General features: G+C 65.9%; 21 protein-coding genes. 14 read left to right on the forward strand and 7 right to left on the reverse strand.

Going from position 1 to position 26,574, the window contains the following annotated elements:
* Window positions 1-732 (forward strand): M15 family metallopeptidase, encoded by a 732-nt coding sequence (locus tag VML93_RS31705; RefSeq protein ID WP_414686501.1) that lies wholly within the window; start codon window positions 1-3, stop codon window positions 730-732.
* On the opposite strand, the gene VML93_RS31710 is transcribed toward VML93_RS31705, so the two are convergent.
* Window positions 729-2,150 carry a serine hydrolase domain-containing protein gene (locus VML93_RS31710; protein ID WP_325616771.1) on the reverse strand — a complete coding sequence of 474 codons (1,422 nt, stop codon included), beginning with the start codon at window positions 2,148-2,150 and terminating at the stop codon, window positions 729-731. The genes VML93_RS31705 and VML93_RS31710 overlap by 4 nt on opposite strands.
* A gap of 385 nt (window positions 2,151-2,535) precedes the next feature.
* Entirely contained in the window at window positions 2,536-6,657 is a 4,122-nt protein-coding gene (locus VML93_RS31715; RefSeq protein WP_325616735.1) for a serine/threonine-protein kinase, read from the reverse strand.
* Window positions 6,658-6,879: 222 nt separating this feature from the next.
* On the opposite strand from VML93_RS31715, the gene VML93_RS31720 reads away from it, so the two are divergent.
* The 8 genes from VML93_RS31720 to VML93_RS31755 all read left to right on the forward strand — a co-directional run bounded on the left by VML93_RS31720 (window position 6,880) and on the right by VML93_RS31755 (window position 17,055).
* Window positions 6,880-8,670, forward strand: a complete 1,791-nt coding sequence (locus tag VML93_RS31720) for a DUF3556 domain-containing protein (protein WP_325616737.1) — start codon at window positions 6,880-6,882, stop codon at window positions 8,668-8,670.
* A gap of 154 nt (window positions 8,671-8,824) precedes the next feature.
* Window positions 8,825-9,415 (forward strand): DUF2510 domain-containing protein, encoded by a 591-nt coding sequence (locus VML93_RS31725; RefSeq protein WP_414686502.1) that lies wholly within the window; start codon window positions 8,825-8,827, stop codon window positions 9,413-9,415.
* 339 nt (window positions 9,416-9,754) lie between these two features.
* The gene (locus tag VML93_RS31730) at window positions 9,755-10,195 is read left to right on the forward strand and encodes a hypothetical protein (protein ID WP_325616740.1); all 441 of its coding nucleotides are present in this window, start codon (window positions 9,755-9,757) and stop codon (window positions 10,193-10,195) included.
* Entirely contained in the window at window positions 10,195-12,357 is a 2,163-nt protein-coding gene (locus VML93_RS31735) for a peptidase domain-containing ABC transporter (RefSeq protein ID WP_325616742.1), read from the forward strand. The genes VML93_RS31730 and VML93_RS31735 overlap by 1 nt, the downstream gene beginning before the upstream one ends.
* A gap of 1 nt (window position 12,358) precedes the next feature.
* Window positions 12,359-15,442: a lantibiotic dehydratase gene (locus VML93_RS31740; RefSeq protein WP_325616744.1), complete on the forward strand. Its 3,084-nt coding sequence runs from the start codon at window positions 12,359-12,361 to the stop codon at window positions 15,440-15,442.
* Window positions 15,443-15,555: 113 nt separating this feature from the next.
* Window positions 15,556-15,789 carry a hypothetical protein gene (locus VML93_RS31745; protein WP_325616746.1) on the forward strand — a complete coding sequence of 78 codons (234 nt, stop codon included), beginning with the start codon at window positions 15,556-15,558 and terminating at the stop codon, window positions 15,787-15,789.
* Between the two features lie 167 nt (window positions 15,790-15,956).
* Window positions 15,957-16,766 (forward strand): alpha/beta hydrolase, encoded by an 810-nt coding sequence (locus VML93_RS31750; protein ID WP_325616748.1) that lies wholly within the window; start codon window positions 15,957-15,959, stop codon window positions 16,764-16,766.
* A 4-nt stretch (window positions 16,767-16,770) separates the two neighbouring features.
* On the forward strand, window positions 16,771-17,055 hold the full coding sequence (locus VML93_RS31755; RefSeq protein WP_325616750.1) for a hypothetical protein: 285 nt from the start codon (window positions 16,771-16,773) through the stop codon (window positions 17,053-17,055).
* An 88-nt stretch (window positions 17,056-17,143) separates the two neighbouring features.
* On the opposite strand, the gene VML93_RS31760 is transcribed toward VML93_RS31755, so the two are convergent.
* Window positions 17,144-18,307 carry a transposase gene (locus VML93_RS31760; RefSeq protein WP_325616752.1) on the reverse strand — a complete coding sequence of 388 codons (1,164 nt, stop codon included), beginning with the start codon at window positions 18,305-18,307 and terminating at the stop codon, window positions 17,144-17,146.
* A gap of 20 nt (window positions 18,308-18,327) precedes the next feature.
* Window positions 18,328-18,741 carry an IS200/IS605 family transposase gene (tnpA, locus tag VML93_RS31765; RefSeq protein ID WP_325616754.1) on the reverse strand — a complete coding sequence of 138 codons (414 nt, stop codon included), beginning with the start codon at window positions 18,739-18,741 and terminating at the stop codon, window positions 18,328-18,330.
* Window positions 18,742-18,874: 133 nt separating this feature from the next.
* Between tnpA and VML93_RS31770 the strand changes: the two genes are divergently transcribed.
* The 4 genes from VML93_RS31770 (at window position 18,875) to VML93_RS31785 (ending at window position 23,061) form a co-directional block, all read left to right on the forward strand.
* Window positions 18,875-19,969 (forward strand): alpha/beta hydrolase, encoded by a 1,095-nt coding sequence (locus tag VML93_RS31770; protein WP_325616756.1) that lies wholly within the window; start codon window positions 18,875-18,877, stop codon window positions 19,967-19,969.
* A 397-nt stretch (window positions 19,970-20,366) separates the two neighbouring features.
* A complete protein-coding gene (locus VML93_RS31775; protein WP_325616758.1) occupies window positions 20,367-20,795 on the forward strand; it encodes a tautomerase family protein in 429 nt (142 codons plus the stop codon).
* Window positions 20,796-20,820: 25 nt separating this feature from the next.
* Window positions 20,821-21,606 carry an enoyl-CoA hydratase/isomerase family protein gene (locus tag VML93_RS31780; RefSeq protein ID WP_325616760.1) on the forward strand — a complete coding sequence of 262 codons (786 nt, stop codon included), beginning with the start codon at window positions 20,821-20,823 and terminating at the stop codon, window positions 21,604-21,606.
* Window positions 21,607-21,822: 216 nt separating this feature from the next.
* Window positions 21,823-23,061: a thiolase family protein gene (locus VML93_RS31785; RefSeq protein WP_325616762.1), complete on the forward strand. Its 1,239-nt coding sequence runs from the start codon at window positions 21,823-21,825 to the stop codon at window positions 23,059-23,061.
* 39 nt (window positions 23,062-23,100) lie between these two features.
* Here the strand turns inward: VML93_RS31785 and VML93_RS31790 are convergent, their stop codons facing one another.
* Window positions 23,101-23,379, reverse strand: coding sequence for a hypothetical protein (locus tag VML93_RS31790; protein WP_325616763.1), 279 nt, complete (start codon window positions 23,377-23,379; stop codon window positions 23,101-23,103).
* A gap of 22 nt (window positions 23,380-23,401) precedes the next feature.
* On the opposite strand from VML93_RS31790, the gene VML93_RS31795 reads away from it, so the two are divergent.
* Window positions 23,402-23,878 carry a winged helix-turn-helix transcriptional regulator gene (locus VML93_RS31795; protein WP_325616765.1) on the forward strand — a complete coding sequence of 159 codons (477 nt, stop codon included), beginning with the start codon at window positions 23,402-23,404 and terminating at the stop codon, window positions 23,876-23,878.
* A gap of 8 nt (window positions 23,879-23,886) precedes the next feature.
* Here VML93_RS31795 and VML93_RS31800 read toward each other — a convergent pair whose 3' ends face one another.
* Both VML93_RS31800 and VML93_RS31805 read right to left on the reverse strand, forming a co-directional pair.
* Complete coding sequence (locus tag VML93_RS31800; protein WP_325616767.1) at window positions 23,887-24,714, reverse strand: alpha/beta hydrolase; 828 nt, start codon at window positions 24,712-24,714, stop codon at window positions 23,887-23,889.
* A 45-nt stretch (window positions 24,715-24,759) separates the two neighbouring features.
* Entirely contained in the window at window positions 24,760-26,544 is a 1,785-nt protein-coding gene (locus VML93_RS31805) for an acyl-CoA dehydrogenase (protein ID WP_325616773.1), read from the reverse strand.
* Window positions 26,545-26,574 lie beyond the last annotated feature (30 nt).

Below are 26,574 nucleotides of genomic sequence, written 5' to 3' on the forward strand. Positions count from 1 at the left end.
CTGGCGGAACTGCTCGCAGCGGTTCTCGTGCTGGTGCAGTGCACCGGCGCGCCGCCGCAGGCGGCCACACCGTCACCGTCGGCCGGACCGTCACCGTCGATCGCGGCGTCGCCGTCGGCCGCCGCGCCACCGTCGACCGCCGCGTCGCCGTCGGCCGGCGCACCACCTGCACCGGCCAGTGCGACGGTGGCTCCGGTCACTGCCGACGAACTTGGCACGACCTGGCGGCCCGGTTGTCCCGTCGAGCCCGAGCAGCTGCGTCGGGTCAGCGTCGACTACCTCGGTTTCGACCACCAGACCCACCGCGGCGACCTGATCGTGCACCAGGAGCTGGTGGCGGACGTCATCGCGATCTTCGAGCAGCTCTACCGACTGCGTTATCCCGTCGAGAAGATGAACACGGTCGACCACTACCCGGACGCCGATGACGAGTTGTCCATGGAGGACGACAACACGTCGGCGTTCAACTGCCGGCGCATACCAGGATCCAACGACTGGTCTCCGCACGCCTACGGCCGGGCCATCGACATCAATACGCTGCTCAACCCGTGCCTTTACGCCAACGGGTATTTCGAACCGCAGAACGCGGCGGCCTACCTGGACCGCACCCGCACCGATCCGGGACTGCTACACATCGGCGACCCGGCCGTGCACGCATTCACGGATCGCGGCTGGCGGTGGGGTGGCGAATGGGCAGCTCCCCTCGACTACCAGCACTTCGAGCGGCTTTAAAGGTGCAGGGCCCGCGCGGTCGCCGTAGCCACTGCACCTCGCAGATCCGATATCGGTGTGCTGCCTCGCACCTGGATTGCGTTCGTGAGCAGAACTACGTACGTATCTGAGTCTGGGTCCAGCCAAAACGAGGTTCCGGTAAAGCCGGTATGGCCAAAGCTGCCGATGGGAAAGACGATGCCCCGCGGCGAGGAAAGCCAGGTATCAATGTCCCAGCCGAAGCCCCGCAGGTTTTGTCCGTTGATCGCCGGATAATGCGGCGCGAGTAGCGGATATGTTTTGTTTGGTGTCTTAGCGATGGCTGCTCGGGTGGCATTGTTCGCGGCCTGGAGTTGTTGAGCCGAGTGGCCCGGCTGCTGTGGAGCCGTCATCAACTGCAAAGTCGCTTGCTGGAGCGGAAAGCTGCTCGGCCGGCCCGCAAGTCGATCAAGCAGGGCCTGCGCAAAGATGCCGGCATCACCCGCCGTCGAGAACACACCGGCATGCCCGGCCACTCCACCCATGCGCCGCGACGTCATGTCATGCACACTGCCCCGCAGCAGAAACCCATAATCGGGATTCTTGCTCGGGTCGGCTCTGCTTTCTTCGTCCAGCGCGGTGGGTGCGATCCGCGGCAAAAGACTGGCGCTCCAGGTATCTGCAGCACATGGCGCCGACTCACGCCCGGGAGCCCAGGCGATCGCAGCCCCTCTCACCTTGGCTGGGCCACACGCTTTGGCCAGCGGAAGATAACGCGTGTCTGCCATGCCAAGCGGCGCAAAGATGTTTTGCTGAACGTAAACATCCAGGGTCTCGCCGGTGAGTTTCTCGATCAGCGCGCCGAGCAGGATGTAGTTGATGTCGGAGTAGTTGAAAACCTCACCGGGACTCGACTCCAGCGGAGTGGTGAACGCACGGTGAAGGCCTTCTGTTTTGTCTGCTGCCTCCAGTCCCCACGGATCTTTGAGGTCTACGTCGTCCTTTTCTCCCGAAGTGTGCGTAAGCAACATGCGAAGCGTCACCTTGGCACGCTGGGGATCGTCTGCCGGGTTGAAGTCCGGCAGGTAGTCCTGCACGGGATCGTCGAACTGAACCTTGCCCTGCTCGTAAAGCTGCATGACGGCAGTCGCCGTTGCCAGGCACTTCGTCAGCGACGCCATGTCGAAGATCGTGTCCTCGGTCATCGGCTCCGCGGGTGCGGGCGATCCATCCAGCCCCTGTTCGCCGCCGAGCTTGCGCAGGCCGTAAGCCTGGTGGAAGACGACCTGGCCACCGTGCCCGATCGCGACCACGGCACCCGGCATCCGATTCGCCGCAATCGCGTCGTTGATCAGCTTTGACACCGTTGCGAATTCGGGTGCATTAGGCGGCTCGGGCGGCTTGGAGACCGTCGAGGGGCCGGGTGCGGGAGCCGCCGTCGGCGCCTGCGTCGTGTGCATGCTTTCGCTCACCGCAGTGTGTACTCCATCGCGATGCGAGCAAGCCGCAACGGGCGCGAGCAAAAGCAACACCGTTCCAACCGCAATGGCCTCTCGCGCTGACTTACCGAAGGCAAAGCTGTTCAGGTTCACCCAATTCCCGGCCGCCGCGTTCACAGAATCTCACAGATGGTATCCCCGCCATGATGCTTGATCGAAGCGGCCTGTCAAGCGCTGGTCGGGCTTTGCCGATAGGAACGGACGAATAGCGGCCAAATCGCAAGACACACTAACGAAATCGCTTAAACTGGCGGCGGGCGTCGAGCTCGAAGTCCTGCTGGGCAACCTTCGACCACTCGTGACTCCCCAGCGCCCGGACGATGACACCGTGCAGCAAGTCGCATCGTCAGCGACGACGCCTTGGCGCCGTCGACCAGAGAATAAGCTTGCTCAAACCCTTCTTTTGAGACATTTTCGCCGAAGTAGAAAATAGTCGGCTTGCGCCTGCCGCCGCAGTGCGCACGGTCCACGAATCGGCCATCGCCATATGTCCCAGCCGGCCAAGCTTTATCGCCATGGCGCGGTGTCGCTGAACAAAATCGCGGTAGCCGGCCTCGTCGCCGCGGGCGCAGGCCAGCAAGGCGTGTAGCCGCAGCACCCAGATATCGAGGTCCGCCACCTCGATCGGGGCGGCCGCCAACCGCTCTATCGCGGTTTGGGCTTCCAGCAGATCAGCCTCGCCGCCGCGGGCCAGCAGCGTTTCCACGAACACGCGGGTGGGAGGGATGCACCAGGCGAGCTGTCCCGCGTCGAACAGGTCGTCCACGGCTGCCCGCATTGCCACGATGGCATCATCGAGCTCTCCACGCCTGGCCTGCTCCCAGGCGATGTAGGCATCGATGAACGGTACCTCGGATAGGGTCCAGTGCTCGTGCAGGCACCTCTCGCGCAGTTGTGTAAGCACCGTCAGTCCGCGCACGTGGTCTGTTTGCGAGTCGCGGTGCATCAGCGCGAGGCCCAGCGCGTATCGGGCGTGGCCCAGCGCGAAATCGTCAGCGGACCGTTCGGCGATCTGCAGCGCCTCTTCAATGAGCTCCAGCGCGGCGTCGTCGGCCAGCAGCGCCCCAACGGCTATTCCCAGTGCGTATGTGAATGCGATGACCATGGCATGGGTCGTCGGGTCCGTCTCGCGGGACATGGCGGCGGCGACGGGGAGGGCAGGCAACACCTCTGCCAGCGGGTAGCCCAGGCCCGCTCGGCCAACCGCGCGCGTGGCGTGGGCGAACGCCAACGGAGACCCAATCAGGAAGTTGCCTTTGGTGGGATCGCCGTCGGCCAGGTCGATGACTGCCTGTGACCAGCGCAGCACGTCGGCGTATTCGCCGGTCTCGACCTTGACGAGTGTCGGGATCCACGACAGCCCGACCGTCATGTCCGGATCCGCGATCGCCTCGACCAGGGCCATGAGTTCGGATGCCAGCGCCGAGGCCTCCCGCACGCGGGCATGAACCCAATGGTCCATCACCTGCCCGGCCATACCCATCGCCAACGATGGCTTGTCCCCCGCGAGTGTGCTCAGTTCGCGGAGCTCTTCAAAGCGCGTGGGGGAGTCTCCGGCATGGACTCGGTAGGCGGTGCCACATAGCAGGGTGCGTGGGGCGATGCGCATCACGGTGCGGCCCGCATCGTCGGGAGGTAGCAAGTCGGCGATCTCCACCGCCCGACCCCAACTCAGCCGCGCGGCTGCCATATCGCGATGCGTCGACCACGCGCCCGCACGCATATGCCAGCCATACGCGAGTTGCACATCGCCGGCTGCCTCGAGATTCTCGGCGATCACCGACGCGTTCTGCTCGACCGATCCCGGGTCGCCGGCCTCGATGGCCGCGGCCAGGCGCCGGTGCAACTTGCCCCGGTCTGATTTCAGTTGCGACTCGTAGGCCACCGCGCGGATCAACGGATGCCGGAATGCGTACTCGGCGCGCGGGGTGAACCGCACCTGATCGATCAACTCCGCATCGACCAGCGCCTCTAGCGCCGGATCGATCCCCAGGCTGGCCAACAGCTCTGGGCCGAACTCTGATCCGATCACCGCCGCGGCGCTCAGCGTCTGTTTGGCCCCCGGCTCGAGGCGATCGATGCGCGCAGCGATAACCGCCTGCACGGTGGCGGGCACGCTGACCTCGGACACATCGATGCGGCACCGATAGCGACCGCGCTCGCCCTCCAGCACACCCTGTTCGGCAAGCTCGCGCACCATCTCCTCGGCGAAAAACGGGTTACCGGCGGTCCGTTCGGTGATCAGCGCGCCCACCGCGGTTACCGAGGGATCCGCGCCCAATAGCTCACCGACCAATGCGGCGGTATCCGCATCGCCCAGTGGGTCCAGCGCCACCGTCTGCGCGCCGGGCACCTGGGCGAGCGCCCCGTGGTAGTGCGGGCGGTAAGTGATCAGCGCCATCGATGGAGTCTTCGGGATCACCTTCAAGAACTCGGCCAGCATGGATTCGCTGACCGCGTCGATCCAATGCGCATCTTCGAGGATGTAGAGCCTCGGCGCGGTGCGCGCCAGCGACACCGCGTTGATCAGAGCGGTCAACCGCCGCCGCCGCGCGGCCGGGTCGATGGCCGGTAGCTCCGCACCCGCGTCACTGATGCCCAGCAGGTCATCCAGCAACATCAGATCCTGCGGGTCGACTCCATCGGGAACCTGGGCGCGCACCCGCGCCCGCGCGGCCTCGGCATCCAGATCGCTGATCCCCGCGATCGCGCGTAGCAGCCGCGCCACCACATGAAACGAAATGTCACTGGAATGAGACTCACAGAAGGTCGAAAACACTTCGACACCGCGGCGGCGCGCGATCGCGACGGTCTCGTGAACCAGCCGGCTCTTACCGATGCCCGCCGCTCCCCCCACACACACCACACTCCCGTGCCCATCGCTCAATCGATCCAAGATTCCCGTGATGGTGGTCATTTCCCATTGACGTCCCACCAACGTGGTCTCGAAACGACCGATCCCCCCCGGCTGCGACGCCACCCCCAGCAGGCGACGCGCGGGCATGAGTGCGTGACCGCCGCGGATCTGCAGCCAAACCATCTCCGGCTCACCCAGCACCGCGGTGTTTTCGACCAGTCGGGCGCTGGACTCGCTGAGCATGACCCCGCCGGGTGGGGCCACAGACTCCATGCGCTGGGCCATGCCGCCCTGCTCGCCGACCAAAGCCAAAGAACCCGAATCGGTCCCACCGGCGATGACCTGCCCCGAATTGAGGCCAATGCGCAGTTGCAGGTCCGCGCCCTCAGAACGTTCAAGTACGCCGGCCAGGCCCCTGGCCTCCTCCTGTATTCCCAGGGCCGCCAAACACGCGCGAAGCCCATGATCCTCCAACGCCGCCGGCGCGCCGAACACCGCCGTGATCTCCTCGCCGGTGCACTTGTCGACCACCCCGCCATAGCGCTGCACCACGGCGGCCGAACGATTGACCAGCTCGGTCATAAGCTCTTGAAACCGCTCCACACCCAGCGCCACGGCCAGGTCCATCGAATCAACCACACTTGCGAACAGCACCGTCACATGCTTGAGCTCAGCCAATGGCTTGGCAGCCGCAGGTGGGACCGTGATTGCCCGTTGGCTATCAGTAAAAGTCGAGTCTGCGAGGCCGTCGGACATCGTCCGCGCAGGGGGCGGCCTGTCGTCAGTCGGTGCAGGCGAGTCACTGAGCGCCCGCCGGGCGGCGACGGCCAGCTGGTGGGCGGTCTGGTAGCGCTGCTCAGGGCCCTTGGCCATGCCGCACGCGATCACGTCATCGAACCCGACCGGGATGGCGGGGTCGAAAACGCTGGGTTTCGGGGGGTCTTGGGTGAGGTGCGCCACCGCCTGCTGCTGCAAGCTGTCCGCCGGATAGGGCAGCTGCGCGGTCAGGCATTCGTACAGCACACACGCCAACGCATACACATCGGCGCGCGCGTCGGGGATCCCGGAACCGAAGCGTTCGGGAGCCATGTATGCCCACGTCCCCACCGTGGCACCGGAGCGGGTCAGCCTGCTCGTCGACGCGTCGAGGGCGATGCCGAAATCGATCAGATACACGAAATCCTGAGCAGTCACCAGCGCATTCGACGGTTTGACATCGCGGTGCACCAGGCTCGCTTCATGCGCCGCATCCAGCGCCGCGGCCAGCTGTTCGATTACCCGCACGGCGCGCTCCGGGGCCATCGGCCCGGCGCGTTTGAGCAGTGATTGCAGGTCGGTGCCCTTGATGACCGGCATCACCAGATACAACTGGCCATCGATTTCGCCGGCCTCGTGGATCGGGATGATGTGCGGCTCGGTCAATTTTGCCGCTGTTAAGGCCTCACGCCGGAACCTCTCGGCGTACCCGGGTTTCTTGACCAGCTCGGGCGACAGTAGCTTGATCGCCACGTCGCGACACATCACGCTGTCGTGGGCCTTATAGACCGCGCCCATGCCGCCCTCGCCGATCATCTCGATCAGTTGATAGCGGCCGAACGCCACCTCACCCATGGGCCAGCCTCCCCAGGTAAGCGGGTGCCACGATGCTACCGAATATGCCTACCCTTTGTACTTCCTTTGGTTTTCCGTCGGCCGGCGTCTCCTCAGCCCGCGCCGCCGGTGCAGGCCGGGGCCACCGCTGCAGGCGTGATCAGCGCACGAAGTTGCGATTATCGCCTCCGCCGACCGGCCACCGACCTAGCCTGAAAGCTGGTCGTTCAAGAGGAGTTCATCGTGGGATTCGCAACGCCGACATATCCTGCGGTCGATCCCGAAACGTTCCTGAGACAACCGCTGATGGAGCGCATCAGGATCCTCGCCATCAAGTGGGTGGATTACGGATACGGCGTCCCGAAGATGATCCACCTCCTCTACATCGTCAAGCTGGCGTTCTTCTATGCGGTGGGCGGCATCGTGATTGCCACCATCACCTCCGGCCTGCCGACGATCTGGCACGTGTCGCAGTGGTGGAACCAGCCGATCGTCTACCAGAAAGCCATATTGTGGACGGTGCTGCTGGAACTCATCGGCCTCGCCGGATCCTGGGGCCCCCTGGCCGGCAAGATCAAGCCGATGACCGGGGGATACCGATTTTGGGCCAGGCCCGACACCATCCGGCTGCGGCCATGGCGGCGGGTCCCGTTCACCGCGGGCAACCGGCGCACCTGGTTCGACATCGTCGTCTATCTGGCGCTGATCGTGAGCCTCGTGGCGCCACTGGTGCTACCGGGTAGACACAGCGATTCGCTGTCGGCGGTGCTGCCGTCCAACACCTCCGGCCTGGTAAACCCGGCACTGCTGATCGCGCCCATGGTGCTGCTGATCGTTATCGGGTTGCGGGACAAGACCGTCTTCCTGGCGGCGCGCGGCGAGCAGTACCTGCCGGCGTTGTTCTTCTTCGCCGCGCTGCCGTTCGTCGACATGATCGTCGCGCTGAAGGTGCTGATCTTCACCGTGTGGTTCTGGGCCGGTGTCTCCAAGTTCGGCCTGCACTTCACCAACGTCATCCCGCCCATGGTCAGCAACAGCCCTGCGCTGCCGGTCAAATGGTTCAAGCGGGCCCATTACCGCAATTACCCCCACGACCTGCTGCCGTCGCACGTCGCGAGCTTCGTGGCGCACGGCCCGGGCACCGTGGTCGAGATCTTCGCCCCACCGACGCTGCTGCTCTCGCAATGGCCGTGGCTGACGATCGTCGCGACGGCGATCATCGTCGCATTCCACCTGTTCATCATTTCGACGTTCCCATTGGCGGTGCCGGTGGAATGGAACCTGCTGTTCGTCTACGCGACGATCTTCCTGTTCTGGGGCTTCCCCAACTGGAAGGGCTACGGAATCGCGGACATGTCCCGGCCGTGGTTGATCGTCGTCATCCTCGCCGCCTTGTGCGTATTTCCGGTGCTGGGCAACCTCCGCCCGGACCTGGTGTCCTTCCTGCCCTCGATGCGCCAATACGCAGGCAACTGGGCATCAGCGGTGTGGGCGTTCGCGCCTGGCGCCGAAGAGAAGCTGAATCGGGTCACCCGCTCGGCCCGCAACCAGGTCGACCAAATGGTCGACTTCGGCTACGAGCCGTTGTGGTCCGAGATCCTCGTGCAGCACATCCTGGCGTGGCGGGCCATGCACAGCCAGGGCCGCGGAATCTACTCGGTGCTGTTGCAGAACCTTCCGGATATCGACTCCAGAACGGTGCGCGAAGGCGAGATGGTCTGCAACTCGTTGATCGGGTTCAACTTCGGTGACGGCCACCTGCACAACGAAGACCTGATCGAGGCCGTTCAGGATGAGGCCAAATTCGAGCCGGGCGAGTTGATCGTGGTGTGGGTCGAGTCGCAGCCGATCCATCACAGGATCCAGCACTACAAGGTCATCGACGCCGCGCTCGGCGTCATCGAGCGCGGCACCTGGAACGTGGCTGACGCCGTCAAACAGCAGCCGTGGCTGCCCAACGGGCCCATCCCGCTGAACGTGACCTGGACCAGACCGATGGTCCCGCCGAGCGACAGGCCGCAAGCGGTGGCATGAGGTTGAATTCCTGACGGGCACATCCCGTCTCAGCTCCCTAGCGCCAGTCGTGCGGTATTACCAAGTGCTGAACCAACTTCTGCCGTGAGAGGTTGCTGTGAGACACGGTGAATCGGCTCCGCGGGATCGGCGGACCACGTAGGCTGAGCCAGCTATGAGTGGAGTGATTCTGCCACCGCATGGCTGGTATCCGGACCCGTCGGGCGCCGCGAGTGTGCGCTACTGGGACGGCGCCCGATGGACAAATTATCGATCCGCGCCGACGCCACCGCAGATGTCGGCACCACACCCTATGTATGTGGTGTCAGGGCCCAACCACGCAGTGCACCTGATCCTGAGCCTGGTGACGTGTGGAATGTGGCTGCCTGTCTGGCTGATCATCGCGTTGGTCGATCACCGCACCGTCCGCGTGGTGAACCCAGGCAGACAGAGCTTCACGGCTGCGCATCCAGTTCTGGTTGTTTTCGGTGGTCTCTTCGGCGTGCTGATCGTCATCGCGTACTGGAGAGTCGCGCTGCCACTTGCGGTGATCGGACTGATTGCCTGGGGTGTCGTGGTGGCGATTCGGCGCAGTCAGCGACAGGCCCAACAGTGCCGCCAAGCCCAAGCTCAGGTGGCGGCGCGGGCCGACATCGAGCACCAGGCACTGATGCGCGGCGACCTGCGAACCGGCACGTTCGGTCAGTTCCAGCCGGCACCCGGCTTCCCGCTGCCGCCCGCTCCGGTGTGGCTGCCGAACACATGAAAGCGCCTGTACCGCAGCATATTTGATATTGGCGGTCGCGCCGACGGCGTCGCCGAGCGTGCACTTGTTGCGAAAATCGGGCCGGCTTGGTTTCGCAGTAGTTTCACGTTCGGCGACAGGGGTGAGGCGCCCGCGCCGACGGCTTAGACGCCCCACACGCCCCAGGCGCCCAGACGCGCCCCGCGACCGAATCCACACGACGGCGCTGACAGAAGTCGCCGAGAATGTGTCCCCTTTCGCGTCCTCAGCGCTCTTATCCGGGAAAGCGGCCCTTCACACAACCGACCGCCACCGAGGAGAGAGACGAATGAAAGCCGACCGAACCACCCTGGCAGCGCGATGAGCGACGGTGGCGAGATCCGTTATGAGTCCGTATTTCGTGACCGGTGGCGCGACCGCCAGTCGGCGGCGACCGGCCCCGGCGAACTGATCAAGCAGCACGGGTGGATCGACACGGGACTCGTCGCACTCGGTGTGCTGTTGGCAGCGGGCGCGGTGGCCGCCGGCCAGGTCGGCATCGCCCAGACGGAGGCGCTGCCGGCCGTCACGCAAGGCATAACAGTGACCGCGATCCGCGGCGGCGGGACACCGCCTGCCCAGGGCACCGCCGCCCAATTTCGGGATGCTTCCGGCACCACGCGGGGCGCGGTCGTGATCGAGGTGACCGCGACTGAGGTGAGGGCCCGGTTGGACCGGCCCGTTTCGGCACCGGCCGGCGAACTTGTTGTTCCGACGGGACGGCAGCCGCTGATCAGCGTGTTGCTGCCGAGGTTCTGGTGATGCGCCGGGGGCGCGCGCTCCCATACATCGCGCAGGCCGAGATGGCGGACTGCGGCGCCGCCGCGCTTGCCATGGCCCTGGCCTATCACGGCCGGCACGTCTCGCTCGCCGAGATGCACGCGGCCACCGGGACCGGGCGCGACGGCGTCGATGCACTGCGGCTCGCCGAAGCGGCGTCCTCTTTCGGCATGCGGGCCCGCGGGGTGTCCACCGAACTGGACGATCTGCGGGTCCTGCCCCGTGGCACCGTATTACATTGGGGTGCAGCGCATTTCGTCGTCCTTGACTCGACGTCACGGCGTGGTGTGACCATTGTCGATCCGGCCGCCGGCCGCTACCGACTCAGTTGGACCGTGGTCAACGATCTCTACAGCGGCGTCGCGCTCGTGCTGGAGCCCACCGACTCGTTTTCGACAGGCGGGCGGGCAGCCCCCGGCGCGCTGCATCACGCCCGCAGGCTGCTGGCCCGGTCGAGCGGGATCGGCAGGGTGCTGGCCACTTCGGTGGTGGTGCGGGTGATGGCGCTGGCGGTGCCGGTGCTGACCGGCGTGATCGTCGACCGGGTGGTGCCCAACAACGACGGGCACCTGCTGAAGGTGCTGGCGGCGGTGATGGCCGCGCTGATCGGCTATTCGGTGCTCGCGACGTACCTGCGCGCGCATCTGCTGTTGCGGCTGCGCAGCCGCCTGGACGTCGACATGACGCTCGACTTCCTCGAGCACCTGGTCGACCTGCCGTACGCGTTCTTCCTCAAGCGCTCGTCGGGAGATCTGATGATGCGCCTGCGCAGCAACGCGACGGTCCGCGAGATCCTGACGACCGGCACCATCTCCGCGCTGCTCGACGGCACCCTGGCCACCCTCTACCTGGTGGTCATATTTGCCCTGTCTCCGACGATGGGATTCCTCGTCTTGGCGCTGGGCGCCGCACAGGTTGTGGTGCTGCTGGCGGCACGCCGCCGCAACCAGCACCTGATGGGTGAAGCGCTGGCCACCGAGGCCAAGTCACAGTCGTATGCCTACGAGATGTTCTCCGCTGTCGAAACGCTCAAGGCCGCCGGCGCGGAGCGGCGCGCAGTGTCGCACTGGACCAACCTGTTCATCGCCGAACTGAACGTCTCGCTGCGCCGCGGCCGGCTGGAGGCCCTGGTGTCGACCGCGATCCACGGGCTGGCGCTGTTGTCCCCGATCGCGGTGCTGCTGGTTGGCGCCAACCTGACGTCCAGCGGGCACCTCTCGCTGGGCACCATGCTTGCCCTGGCTGCGCTGGCGGCCGGATTCCTTGAGCCACTGGGTGTCCTGGTCGCCACCGCGCTGCAGGTGCAGCTGCTCGGCAGCTACCTCGCCCGCCTTGACGACGTCTTCAACACCCCCACCGAAACCGCCGGGCGCGAGCTGCGACACGCGCCCGAACTCACCGGATCGGTACGCGCCGAACGGCTCACCTTCCGCTACCACCCGAATGGCCCACCCGTCGTCGACGGCGCCAACCTCGAGGTGCAGCCCGGGCAGGTGCTGGCCATCGTCGGGCGGTCGGGCTCGGGCAAATCCACGCTGGGCCGGCTGCTGCTGGGTCTCTACCCGCCCTCGGAGGGCCGGGTCCTGCTCGACGGCACGGACCTGGCGACCCTGCACCCGCGCAGCGTGCGCTCCCAAATCGGGGTGGTCACCCAGGACCCCTACATTTTTGGGCTGTCGATTCGCGACAACCTGGTCCTGGGCAACCCCAATCTGCCGCTGGACCGGCTTGAGGCGGCAGCCGAGGTGGCCGAGGTCGCCGACGACATCCGCGCGATGCCGATGGGTTACCAGACGCCACTAGTCGACGCGGGCGCCTCACTGTCGGGAGGTCAGCGGCAACGGCTTGCCCTGGCACGTGCGCTCGCACCGCGGCCACGGATCTTGTTGCTCGACGAAGCGACCAGCAACCTCGACACCGTCACCGAGGCCAAAGTCCACGCCAACATCGCCCGGCTCGGATGCACCGTCATCGTCATCGCGCATCGCCTGGCCACCGTGATGGACGCGGACCACATCGTGGTGATGGACGCGGGCCGGGTCGTCGAGGCGGGCAGTCACCACGACCTGATGGCCACCGGCGGTCATTACGCACAACTCGTCGCCGGACAACTCGTCGGCGACACCCCTCGAATAGGAGCTTGAAATGGATGCTTTATCCGAACTGACGGCAAGTGGCTTTTTCGTGATGCGCGCGCCGTTGCTGCCGTTGGAGGAATTGGACCGCCTACGCTCCGATGCCACGTACTGGCGCAGCCTGGTCGCGCGGCCCGAGGTTCGGGAGGCGTTGCACCTCGCCTCACCCGGGTTGATGCGCCGCTTGGACGCCGGCGACCCGGACGACCGGGTCATCGCCTCGGTGGTCGCGTACCTGACCCGGATGTGTACCCGTGCGACCCCGTTCGGACTCTTTGCCGGCTGCTCGCTGGGAGCGGTCGGCGACACCACCGCGCTGGTGGTCGACGGTCCGGAGGGGATCAGCCGGCACAGCAGACCCGACACCGAGGTGCTGGCGGCGCTGGTGGAGCGGCTGCTGGCGGACCCGTCGACACGACCGGCGATGGTGGTCGAGCCCAACTCCAGCCGTTACCACGGGGCCGGGGCGATGCGGCTCATCGAAAGCCGGCTTCACGAGGGCCGTCGATCGCACCATTTGGTCGTGATCGAAGAGGACGCGCCGCTGCGGTGTGCGTTGGACGCGGCAGCCGGTGGCTGCACGGTCGAGCGGGTCGTCGAGGCCGTTGCCGTCCAGACGGGAGTCGAGCATGACGAGGCGCGCGAGTACGTCGATGCCCTGATCGAGGCCAAGGTCCTGACGCCGGTGGCGGAGCCCGCGGTGACGGGCCCAGAACCGCTGACGCAGCTGATCTCGTCGCTGAAAGGACCGGACTTCACCGCAACCTCGGACGCGTTGTGGCGGGCGTCCGACGAGCTCGTGCGTCTGGACGCCGCCGGCCTCGGTAATCCGCCGGAGGCCTACAGTGCCGTGGCCGAAACCCTGCTCGAGCTGGCCGGCGAAGGTGACGACGCCAGGCTGATCCAGGTCGACATGCACCGAACCGGGTCGGGTCTGACACTGGGATCTGACACGGTGCGTCTCCTCACCGAGGGGGTGCAACTGCTACATCGGTTGTCCACCGGCGGCGAGGATCCGGCGCTGGCCCGGTTCAAGCAACAGTTCGCGGCGCGCTACGAGGACCGCGAGGTTGCCCTGATGGAGGCGCTCGACGAGGAGATGGGCATCGGATTCGATACGTCGACGCACCCCGCGGCCGACGAGTCGCCGCTGCTGGCCGGCATCGACCTGGGTGGCGTGGCCCTGCAGTACGCGTTCACCGCGCGCGACGCGACCCTGCTCGATCTGGTGATCCGCGCACGCGAGAGCGGGGCTGCCCGCCTGGAGCTCGATGCCGCCACAGTCGCTCGGCTCGAGGCCGCTCAACTCGCGTCGCGGTCGCGCTTGCCGCTACCCGACGCGCTGGCAGTCAACGCCAGCCTGCTGGAGGACGGTGTCGAGATGGACGTCGTCTACGGACCGTCCGGAGCACGGCTGCTCGGACGGTTCTGTCACGGCGATGCACGCCTGCACGACGCAGTACAAGCGCACCTGCGCGCCGAGGAGGCTCAAACGCCCGGGGTGGTGTTCGCCGAGATCATCCACTTGCCGGAAGGACGGGTCGGCAATGTCTTGGCCCGTCCGGTGCTGCGCGATTACGAACTGGTCCTGTTGGGGCGTTCCGGCGCCCCCGCGGATCGTCAGCTCAGTGTCGATGAGCTGACTGTGCGTCTTGACGGTGACCGCGTCGTCCTCTACAGCCCGCGGCTGGGCGCCGAAGTCAGGCCTCGCCTGACCACCGCGCACAATCCGGCGTGGCGCGGCTTCGGGGTGTACCGGTTTCTCGCGGCGCTGCAAGGCGATGGGGTGGCCGACGGGCTGGCGTGGGATTGGGGCGCCCTGTCAGGGTCGCCGACGTTGCCTCGGGTCACCTCGGGGCGCCTGGTCTTGGCCCGGGCCCGGTGGCGGCTTTCGGCTGCCGAGATCTCCCGGGTCAGCACACCCGACGCGGTGGCCGGATGGGCGGCCCTGACTCGCGAGCGGGGGCTGCCCGGCAAGCTGCTCATCGCTGACGGCGACAACCGTCTGTACGTCGACACCGCCAGCCCCGCGCTGACCGCGGCGGCCGCCAAGGCGCTGCGCGGGCGGACCCACGCGATCCTCGAGGAGGTCCTGCCCACCGGGGTCGCCACCGGGCCGCAGGGCCGATTCGCCCACGAACTCATCGTGCCTTTCATCCGTCGTCGCGAACCGGCACCGGCCCCCCAGGTGTGGGCCGCGCCCAAGGTGCGCCGGACCTTCACCCCCGGCAGTCAGTGGCTCTACCTGAAGGTTTATGCGGGTACCGCGTCGGCTGACCGCATCCTCACCGACACCGTCGGACCCGTCGTCAACGAGCTGCGCGAACGCGGTGTCGTCGACCATTGGTTCTTCCTGCGCTACGCCGACCCCGAACATCATCTGCGGCTTCGGTTGCATGGTGAACCGGCCGCACTGACGGACCACGCGTTGCCGGCAATCACCGATGCACTGGCCCCCCACCTCGGCGACGGGACGGTATGGAAGTTCGCGACCGACACGTACCACCGCGAGATCGAACGCTACGGCGGCGACGCCGGCATCGAACTGGCCGAGCAGATCCACGCCGCCGACAGCGAGGCCGTGCTGCGGGCACTGGGCGTGCTCGGCGCCGACCTGTATGGCGAGCAGGCGGCTGACGCCCGCTGGCGGCTGTGCCTTTACGCCACCGACCGCCTCCTGGCTGATGCCGGCCTGGATTTGCAGGAGCGCCGCGACTGGGCCAAGAGCGGCGCTGCCGGCTACCGACCCGAATACCCCAACGCACCCAACCTCGATCCCGGGATCGGACAGCGCTGGCGCCGCGAGCGTGCCGACATCACCGCGCTGCTCGACGACACCAAGGAGCACCCCTACGAAGCCGCACGCATGGCATTCAGGCACCGGTCCCAGCAACTGGCGCCGTTGCTCGCAGAGCTGGCGGACCGCTCCAAACGCGGTGAGCTGACCCAGTCGTATTCGCAGCTGCTGCACAGCTTTAGCCACCTGAACGCCGTACGGTTGCTGCGCTCGGCCGCCCGGACCCACGAACTCATCCTGCTGAACTTCCTCGACCGCCACTACGCGAGCCAGATAGCGCGGGCACCTCGTCCCTAGGACCCCGCAATGAATCCTCGGCAAAAGAGTCACGTTTTGCGCGGTTGTTGCTCCTACCTGTGAGCGTGGCTCAACGGGGGCCGCGCCGAAACACATCACAACAAGGGGAACCAATGAACACCAATCGCGACAAGCTGGCCCTACGCCGGCAGAGCATCCGCACCTTGACCGCCGATGAGCTGCGCATGGCCTACGGCGGCGACGGCGGCAACGGCACCGGCGGCGGTAACGGCACCGGTGGCGGCAAGGGCACGACCACCAGGCACACCACGGTGCCCACCACCGGCACACACCGTCCGACGCTGACGTCGACGGATTTGCCGCCCCAGACGGTGACGATCGCCTAGCAAATCATCATCTGGGTAACCGCCTCACTACCGGAATCGGTTGTGGGGCGGTTTTCGCTGTGGCGGCAATCCGCCGACGTGCCCACATAGCGGCGTTGAAGTCCAGGGATGTCGGTCATCGAGGGATCTGTCGGCACGGAATCGGGCCGGCGGGTGGCTATGCGCAAATGGGGCACCCCGACGGGACGCCGCTGCTCTACTTCCACGGCGCCCCCGGATCCGGGTTGGACTTCGATCAGCCGCTCAACCATGCCGCGCTCGTTGGCTCGGGTGTGCGACTCATCGGTATCGATCGCCCTGGCTACGGCAGCTCTACGCACCAGGCCGGCCGGCGATACCGCGATTGGCCTGCCGATGTCCTCGCAATTGCCGACGAGCTGGGAATCGACCGATTCGGCATCCTCGCCTACTCCGCTGGCGATCCCCATGCGGTTGCCTGTGCCCTGGCGTTTCCAGAGCGGCTGACCTTCGTAGGCATCGTCAGCGGCATCGGACCAGCGGAGAATCCTCGTCATCGTGAGGGCATGCCCAGAACAGCTGTGACCGCGACGGGACTTTCCCGCAGGGCCCCGGCCCTCGTCCGCTGGGTGGTCAAACACACGTCGCCAGAACGTTTTTCGCGTCAGTTCGACAAAGAACTCTCGCCCGTCGATCGCGTGCTTTACCGCGATCCCGACATTCGCCAATCCGCGATCGATTGCTTTACCGAGGCCACCAGAAACGGCCCACACGGACCGGTCGAGGACTGGCGACTCATGGGTACGCCGTCGGGACCGGACTACAGCGCCGTCAAGTGTCCGATCCGGATGTGGCATGGCGATGCTGACGGCACCGTCCCGGCCCACCACGCCGAACATGTGGCCCGGTTGCTTCCGGAAGCCGACTTGGAGGTACTGCCGGGTGTGGGGCATCTGCACTCGCCGTCTTGCTGGGCCGAATTCGTCACTGCGGCACGGGACGCTGCCGCTCGACCCTGAAAAGGTGTCACCCGTCGAGGTGGTTGGCGCTCCTACCTACGAGCGGGCCCGCCCGGGCTACGACGTCAACAAATCACACCAGCAGGAGAGATCAATGAGCACCAACACCGACAAAATTTCGTTGCGCCGACAGAGCATCCGCACCCTGACGGCCGACGAGCTGCGCATCGCCCACGGCGGCCGCGGCGACGGCACCGGCACTGGAACGGGCACCGGAACCGGAACCGGTACCGGGACTGGCACCGGGACCGGGACCGGGACACGGCACACCCGGCAGACGAAGGGGTAGGCCGCCCGGCTACCGCGTGACATCCGCCGCCCCATAACCGACGCAATGGTTGTGACTTCTCCGGCGGCTGGAAGCCGCCGGCTTCTTCTCACGCTGCTTGAGCGTGAAGGGCCAGTCCGGCCCGTAGGATGTTGCGTGCGGCCATCTCGTCTGCTTGGGCGCGATGCGCGCATCGCCGGCAGACGAACGTCGCTTGGGTGACGCGATTTTCGGCGGCGGCGTACCCACATTTCTCGCAGCCGTCCGAGGTGTGCCGGGGGTCGACCTCAATCCAGATACGCCCAGCATCTTCCGCTTTGGCGCGCAGAATCGAGACGAAGCCACCCCAGCCCGCGTCCCCAATACTCCTGGAAAGCCCGGACTTCGCCCGGGCACCGTTGAGCAAATACTGCCCCGGATTGTCCTCATCAGCGACGGGCTTGGCCCGGCGCATCATGTTGGCAATCTTGAGATCCTCCACCACCAACAGGTCATACCCCTCGATGAGCGTGCGAGCCTGCTTGTGGTGAAAGTCCTTACGCTGGTTGGCGATCTTGCGATGCCACGCCCCAACCGTCTCCCGCCGCTGCCGGCGGTTGTTGGACCCACGCTTGGCTCTGCCCAACCGCTGCTGCGCCGCGGCCAGCTTATCCGCCGCTTGCCGGCCCCAGCGCGGATTGTCGACATGCTCACCCGCACTGGTCGTGGCGAAACTCACGATGCCGACGTCGATCCCGACCTGCTGGCCGGTGGCCGGCAGCGGATTGGTTGGCACGTCGTCGCAGGACAGCACCAGCATCCAGCGCCGCCCCTGGCGTTTGATCTGGATCGTCTTGACCCGGCCCGCCACCTGGCGGTGCAGCTCCACCTTGACCTGACCGATGCCCTGCAAATACACCCGCTTCGTCTCGGGCAGCCAGCGGGCACCGTCACCGTCTTTCGGCCACTGCACACTGTCGAAGCGGGCCTTGCCCTGGAACCGCGGATACCCCGGCTTCACGCCGGGCTTGGCCGTCTTGACCCGCCCGAAGAACCCGGCGAACGCCTTGTTGAGCCGGCGCAGCGTGGCCTGCTGACTCGAAAACGACCACACCGCCACATCAGGGCGTTCCGCCCGAATATCGGTCAACTGCGCGGACTGATCCCCATAGTTGATGCGGGTCTTGCTGTGCGCCCACCCGTCCCGACGTTCGGCCAACGCCGCGTTGTACAACTCGCGGTGCGAGTCCACACACGCCGCCAGCGCAATATGCTGGCGTGCTGTCGGGCGCAACCGAAAAACGTACGCCCGCCTCATGACGCCAGCACCGCATCCCACTGATGCTCGATATAGCGGCGCACCGTCGCCTCCGACACGTAGCCAACCGAGGCCGCGAAATACGACGGCGACCACAACACCTTCGCGCGGGTCCGTAGGTACGGGAATTCTTGACGCAGCACTCGGGCGGTGCGGCCCTTGAACGCACGCACCACCGCCGCTGGCGCGTCGGTCGGGCCGACCCTGACGAACAGGTGCACGTGATCGGGCATTACTTCCTTGGCCACGATCTGCCAGCCGTGCTCATCGGCGATCTGCTCCAGCAGTTCCCCACAGCGGGCCGCTACGCGGCCACCCAGAATCCTGCGCCGATACTTCGGACACCACACCAGATGCAACCCCAGCGACGACACCCCTCCCGGGGTGCGGCGAAACCGGCGCTGCGACATACCACGCACCATATGCAACGACACCGACAACCACCCGATGCGACGCTGTTCGCCTGGCCGGATTCCCCCGACGGCTACAGCCGCCGGTCCCCTCCGGCCGCAACTGATGGAGAGTTGTTACGGCGAAGTGCCTTTGGACGACGGCGTTCGTTCACGCCGCATCGACGGTATCAACGGTCTATCCATGCAAATCCTGGAAGCCGGATACCAAGATTCCGACCGCCCGCTGGTGTTGTTGTTGCACGGGTTCCCCGAATTGGCCTTCAGCTGGCGCAAGCTCATGCCTCTTGTCGCGGCGCGCGGCTATCACGTAATCGCGCCCGATCAACGCGGTTACGGTGCGACGACCGGGGGCGACGATTCCTACGACGGCGACCTGGCCTCGTTTCGACTCAGCCACCTGGTCAGCGACATTCTCGCCCTGCTGGCCGCGCTCGGCCGTCAACGTGTCGCGGCTGTGGCCGGTCACGATTTCGGTTCGCCTGTGGCGGCGTGGTGCGCGCTGCTGCATCCGGACATATTCCAATGCGTGGCGCTCTTGAGCGCGCCATTCGCGGGACCGCCCGGCCCGGGCAGTGATCCCTGGCCGCAGATCGACGCCGCCCTCGCCGCATTAGACCCACCGCGCAAGCACTATCAGCGTTACTATGCCACGCGCGAAGCGAATGCCGACATGCTTTCCAGCGCACAGGGTCTCAGCGCTTTCCTACGGGCTTACTTTCACTGCAAAAGCCACGATTGGCCGCACAATCATCCGCGCGCGCTGAAGTCATGGCGTGCCCAGGATCTTGGCGTCTTGCCGCGCTACTACGTGATGGAACTCGACAAGGGCATGGCGGCGACCGTAGCCGAGATGGCGCCTCTTCCCGAAGAAGTCGAACGTTGCACCTGGCTCACCGATGTGGAGCTTCAGGTATATGTGCGTGAGTTCGGGCGTACGGGCTTTCAAGGCGGCCTCAACTGGTACCGCTGCGCCTTCGATGCAGCCGCGCTCGCTGACCTACAGGCCTTCAACGGCCGCCGCATCGAAGTGCCCGCCTGTTTCATTGCCGGCCGCAGTGACTGGGGCACCTACCAGAGCCCCGGGGCGCTCGAGGCCACGAGTCGGGCGTGCGCTTCTTTCGTCGGTACATACTTCATCGAGGAAGCCGGGCACTGGGTGCAGCAAGAACAGCCACTGCGACTCGATACCAGGCTTGGAGAATTCCTTGCGCAACACGCGCGGTGAAACGCGCGAAACCCGTTGCCGCCCCGCTACTCGACAGCGGTGTTGCAGGTATTCACCCGAATTGGTGACCCAGCGCCAACGTCGGATCGGCATGTCGCGGGAACGCGGAAACAAACTCATCGCCGACGGCTTGGTGGATCTCGTCGCGTTGGGCGAGAAGTTCATCGGCAACCCCGACCTCCCGGCGCGCTTCGCCGCCTTGGCCCGGTGGACAAGTCCGACCGCCCCTCGCATTACACACCGGGCCCACACGGCTATACCGACTATCCGCCGTATGAGCTAGGCGAGGACGGTGAAAACATCGCGTGATCGGCAATAGTCACCCATCTAGGTGAGTGATCGCCACGTCGCGCCCGGTCAGACTCGTTCCAGAGGAGCCTGGATAAGGAGTAAGCCGATGCCGATGATCGATGTGTACGCGCCGACGGGTGTGTTCGAAGACAAGCACGACGTGGCGCAACGACTTGCGACCGCGCTGATGACGATTGAGGGCGTTCCCGACATCGCCATGTTCCGTGACAACACCGCCGCGTTCATCCATGAATTGCCCGCCGATGCAATCTCGAACGTCAACGGCGATTCGAACTACGTGCGCGTGCAAGTGCTTACCAACGCCGGCGGGCTCGATCGCGAGAAGCAGATCGCGGTGGTGGCCCGGCTGACCGAGCTGATCGCCGCCGCGCCGGGCAATCCACCACCGCCCGAGCGGATCTGGGTGCTGCTCACTGAAGCAAACGACGGCGGATGGGGGCTGTGGGGTCACGCACACACCAACGTCGACCTATTCGCCGCCGCCCGCAGCCGGATCGCCGGAAACGGGACCTGACCAATCTGAACGAAAAGGTGGACGGATGAACACCCAACCGAAGGTTCGCTTCGCGCAGGACGGACCGCTGGGCACCGTGACATTCGACAGCCCGCCCTTGAACCAGATCGGTGCGGACTTCATCGCCGACTTGCTGGCCGCCCTCGACCAGGTCGAGGCCGCCGAGGGGCTGCGCGCCCTGGTGCTGCGCGGCGCCGGAAAGACATTCAGCGCCGGCGCCGATGTCTCACTGTTCGCAGGGATGAATGCCCGGCAGCTGCGCCCGCTGATCGGCTCGTTCATCGATTTGGGCCACCGCATCGAGCGGCTGCCGTTCCCGACGCTTGCCGCGGTGCACGGCACCTGCATGGGGGGCGGTTTCGAGCTGGCACTGTTCTGCGACCTGATCTTGGCGGCCGAGGGCACCATGATCGGGTTTCCCGAAACCCGGCTGGGCATCGTTCCCCTGGCCGGGGGTGTCGAACGCATCGCCGCCCGAGCCGGCGTGGGGCGGGCGCGGGCGATGGCGCTGGGCGGGCAGCTATATCCCGCTGAGCAGCTCGCCGAGTGGGGCGTGGTCGATCGGGTGGTGGCTGCCGACGAGCTGGACGCATCCTCCGGGGAGTACGCCCGCGCGCTGGCGGCTGGACCGACCCGCGCGTACGCGGTCGTCAAACAACTCGGGCAGGCCTATCTGGCGGGCGGGGTGGCCGGCGCCGACGCGCTGCTGGTCGACGCGGCGGTCGGCCTCTTCGACACCGAAGACGCCCGCGGCGCCATCGATAGCTTCCTGACGAAGGGGCCCGGCAAGGCGGTGTTCGTCGGCGGGTGAATACTGAAGCGGCACAACATTCTTGCAGACACCGACTGAGGTAGTCAGCACCGCAGACGATGTCGACTTGCGTCTGCACGTCCATCGAGTGCCTACGCCTGAGCTGTGACGAACCTCGCGTGGAGCGAAGGACGACCGGCGCAGAACCCGATCTTCCGCTGCAATTAACGGGAGCCGATACTGAGCTAGGTTTGCTCCGACGTTGGAAGGTCAACGATGACTGACGCGTTTATTCTTGGCGGCGTTCGTACCCCGTTCGCAAAATACGGGAGCTCCCTGTCGCACATCCGTGCCGATAACTTGCTCGGAATGGTGATGAAGGGCGCCTGTGAGCGTGTCGGTGTGGGTCTGGATCAGATCGAGGACATCGTGGCGGGCTGCGTCAACCCGGCCCACGAGGGCATGGGCGATGTCGCCCGGTGGGCGGCGCTGGCGGCGGGATTTCCCGACAGCGCCGCGGGTGCCACCATCAACCGGTTCTGTGGCTCGTCGGTGAGCGCGACCATCAATGTGGCGCACGCGATCAAGGCCGGTGATCTGGGCGTCGGGATCGCCTGCGGGGTGGAATCGATGTCCCGGTCCGGCTGGGCATACATGAAGGGCGATGCACCGTTCGCCCCGCGGGGACCGGTGGTGCTGCTCGACACGATGTGGGCCGGGGCGGGTGGCCCTCCCAATCCGGCGCTGCTGGCTCGCAACGCCTACATTGGCATGATCGAGACCGCCCAGAATGTGGCCGATCGCTATGAGCTGACGCGCGAGGAGATCGATGCGTTTGCCTTGCGATCGCAACAGCACGCCAAGGCGGCCCGTGACTCCGGGCGCCTGGCCAAAGAGATTATGCCCGTGCAGATTCCGGGGACGAAAAGGACTCCGGCGCGCACCTTCGAGCACGACGAGTTCATCCGCGACGACACCACCGCTGAGCAGCTTGCGGCGCTGCCGGTGCAACCGGGCACCAAGCAGATGACTGCAGCCAATTCCACGCCGCTGACCGACGGCGCAAGCGCCATCGTGCTGGCGTCCGGCGAGCGCGCGGCCGAACTCGGCGTTGAGCCGTTGGCTCGAGTTGTGTCGTCGGCCGTGTACGGAATCGATCCGCTGATCATGGGGATGGCACCCGCCTACGCACTACCGATGGCCATCAAGCGTGCCGGGCTGACCCCCGAACAGGTCGACGTGTGGGAGGTCCACGAGGCGTTCAGTGCGCAAGCGCTTGGGGTACTACGCGAATTGCCGAACCAATTGGGCGGATTCAGGATTCCCGATGAAAAGCTCACGCCCAACGGCGGCGCCGTTTCCATCGGGCACCCCTTCGGCGCGACGGGCACTCGATACGTGCTGACCCTGGCTACCGAATTGCGCGAACGCAACGCCCGCTACGGCGCCATCGGTGTCTGCATCGGTTCCGGCCAGGGCGTCGCGGTCGTTCTGGAAAACCCCCAAGCGCGCTAGATCCGTTGTCTCAGCCTCAGCTGCGGACTGCGGCGACCGTTATTGCGGTAGTTCGAGGACGAGCTTGCCGGTCGGCACGACTGCAACGCCAAGATAAGTTGTTGTTCGAAACTGGACTGGCTTTCGTGGCGCGCCGCCGATCCGGCTCTGCCGACTGACCTGCTGCGATCCCAGCAAAAGAATGACTGCAACAACATCATCGCGTCTCGCAGACGTTGGTGATTCCGGCCAGCCCGCGCGGCCGGCGTCACCGCCACCACCCGAATGGTTGGCGGCAGCTTCGGCGTGTTGGGCCATGAAGTTTTGAAAAGCAACCACCTAGCGCGCTATCCTCGCAGGCGTGAAGCACGCGGATCTGCTGGAGGAGAACTGCGCGATCGCCCGTTCGGCGGCGATCGTGGGCGAACGCTGGGTCTGGGTGATCCTGCGCCAGGCGTTCAACGGCGCCCGCCGGTTCGAGGACTTCCAACGTGGGATCGGACTCGCCCGCAACGTGCTCACCGACCGCCTCAATTGGCTTGTCGAGCAAGGCATTCTGGAGCGCAAACGCTACGCCGAGCACACTGCGCGCGACCTCAACGAGTACCGGTTGACCGCCAAAGGCCGCGCGCTGTTTCCGGTCTACGTTGCGCTGATGAGCTGGGGCAACCAGTGGACCGGCCTGCCCGCTCCGCCAGTGGATCTGCTGCACAAGCCGTGCGGTCACCGCGTCGGCGCGCGGGTCGTGTGCTCGGAATGCGGCGAAGACATCGACGCCCGCGACACCGAGCCCGTGGTGGGTCGCGGCCTGATCATGCATCGCGGCGCCCGTTCCTGACGCGTCGCTCAGCGAGCTTCCCGTCCGGACTGGTCCAGTGGCGTGTCGGAACGTGGGTAGAGCGATCGCAGCGCCCATGGCGCCCGGAATGGTGACCATCGGTCGCGCGGTTGCGCCAGTCGGTCGGCGATGGCCCAGATCACGGCCGGGTGGTGTCCCAAGCCCAGATGGCTGGCCACTACGGCGATGTTCTCGGCGCGCGCCGACGGTGAGTCGAGGCAGGTTTGCCAGGCGACGATGCCGTCGTATCGGGAATAGATCGAGGTGGCCGGAACCGGGAGCGGATCGATACCGGATTGCGGCAATTCTCTTGGCACGACGTACAAGTGGGCGAAGCGGTTCATGGCACGGCTGGCCCGGGTCTGTCGTTCGTTGGCGAGCCGAATCGGGCTGCCGAGCGTGATGACCTGGCGCACCGCGGCCGGAGTCTCGCGAGCCAGAGCGCGAGCGTAGATGCCGCCGAGGCTCCAGCCAATCAGACTGACCGCAGAGCCGTAACGCGATCGAACGTCGAACAGGCGGTTCTGTAATCCCGCGACGGTCGCAGCTGTCGGGCCGAGGTTGCGTCCGAGTCGCCAGCCGTGCACGCGGTAACCCAGGTCGCGCAGGATGCGCCGCAGCGTCCAGGTGGAGGCGTCGTCGGCCAGCAGGCCCGGCAACACCAGAACCGGGTGCCCATCGCCGGCAGGCAGCAGCTGCCTTAGCGGCAGCGCGGCTACCAGCAGACCGAAGTCGGCCGCCGCGCGGGCCGGGTCTGTCGCGGAGAGCCAGGCCGGGGGTCCGTCCGCCCCGGCGGTGTCGATCCGAATCTGCGGCCGCGACGTCGGACTTGTCATCGGCCGCGGGCTCCGAAATTGCGGCCCGGTGCGGAACCCATCACGCTAGAACCAGCTTTCGTCCAAGTCGACCGTCGTTCGGTCGCCGCTGTCCAGGAGGTCGAACTGAGCCGTCGTCTTGGGCAGTTCGTGGTGGAAGAAGTACTGGGCGGCGATGCGCTTACCGTCATAGAAGTCTCCCGTCTTGCCGTACGCGGCCCGAGCCTGCTCGAGCCAGATCCAGGCGACCACGACATGGCCGACGGCTTCGAGGTACAACGTCGCGTTCGGCAGCGCGACCCCTGGATCACCGTCCTTCCACAGCATTCCGGTGGTGTGCTCGACCCGCCGCGCCGCCGATGCCAGCGCGCTTGCCCAGGTGGCCAACGGATCTCCCAGCGCCGAAGCTTGGTCGGTGGTGCGCCGGATCTTGTCGGCGAGCAGTCGCAGGCCGCGCCCACCGTCGATGAGCACCTTGCGGCCGAGCAGATCCAAAGCCTGAATGCCATGGGTGCCCTCGTGGATGGAATTGAGCCGATTGTCCCGGTACAGCTGTTCGACGTTGTAGTCGCGGGTATAACCGTATCCACCGTGGACCTGGATGGCCAGACTGTTGGCCTCCACACACCATTGCGAGGGCCAGCTCTTGGCGATCGGCGTCAACAGCTCCAGCAGCAGCCGCGCCTCGTCACGCTCGGCATCCGTTGGAGCCGAAAGAGTTTCGTCGATGAGGCGACCACAATACAGGCCGAGCCCAAGCGCACCCTCGACGTAACTCTTTTGTGCCAGCAGCATGCGGCGCACATCGTGATGCTCGATGATCGGGACGTCCTGGGCTCCGCGGCCACGCGAGAGGGACCTGCCCTGCACGCGGGTGCGGGCGTATGACAATGCCTGCAGATAGCCTGTGTAACCCAGTGCGGTTGCCGCCAGTCCGACGCCGACCCTGGCCTCATTCATCATGTGGAACATTTGCCGCAGCCCGTCGAACTCTTGGCCGACGAGGTAGCCGACCGCGCCGCTGCGGCCATCGGGCGTAATCGACTCGTCGCCGAAGTTCAACAGCGCGTTGGTCGTACCGCGATTGCCCATCTTGTGGTTGAGGCCGACCAGCACCACGGAGTTACGCGCCGAGGGTTGTCCGGCGTCGTCGACGAGGTACTTGGGAACGATGAATAGCGAGATTCCTTTGACTCCCGGCGGGCATCCGGGCGTCTTGGCCAACACGAGATGGACGATGTTGTCCGACATCTCGTGATCGCCACCACTGATCCACATCTTGGTTCCGGTGATGCGATATGTTCCGTCCTCGTCTTGGACGGCTCGTGTCGTGATGTCGGCTAACGACGACCCTGCCGCCGGCTCGGACAGGCACATCGTTCCCAGGTAGCGGCCGTCGAGCATCGGCCGCACCCAGGTGTCGATTTGTTCCTTATTGCCGTACGCGGCCAACAGGTGGGCATTGCCGAGCGTCAGACCCAAGTAGGCGGCGGTGCTGATGTTGGCTGCCTGCAGCCAGGCGAACGCCGCCCTCGACACCACATACGGGAGCTGATAACCGTCGACGTCGTGATCGAACTCGCCCGCCAGCAGTCCCGCGGCACCGACCGCCGACAGCGCCTCTTGCGTCTCGGCCAGGGTGGCAACGGTGCCGTCGGGATTGACGAACGGTTCCTGCGCGTCAGCCGTTTTGAAGTGCGGCACAAAGCGTTTGATCGCAATATCCGCGGCAAGGTCCAGAACGGAATCGAAGGATTCGATCGAGTGCTCGCTGTATCGCGGTCGCTCGCACAGCGCGGCGACGTCGAGCCATTCGTAAAGCAGGAAATCGATGTCGCGTGGGTTCAGCAGCGGGGGATGGCAGTCGGCGTAGAGGTGTTT

It is taken from the genome of Mycobacterium sp., assembly GCF_035499775.1.
Lineage (GTDB): Bacteria > Actinomycetota > Actinomycetes > Mycobacteriales > Mycobacteriaceae > Mycobacterium.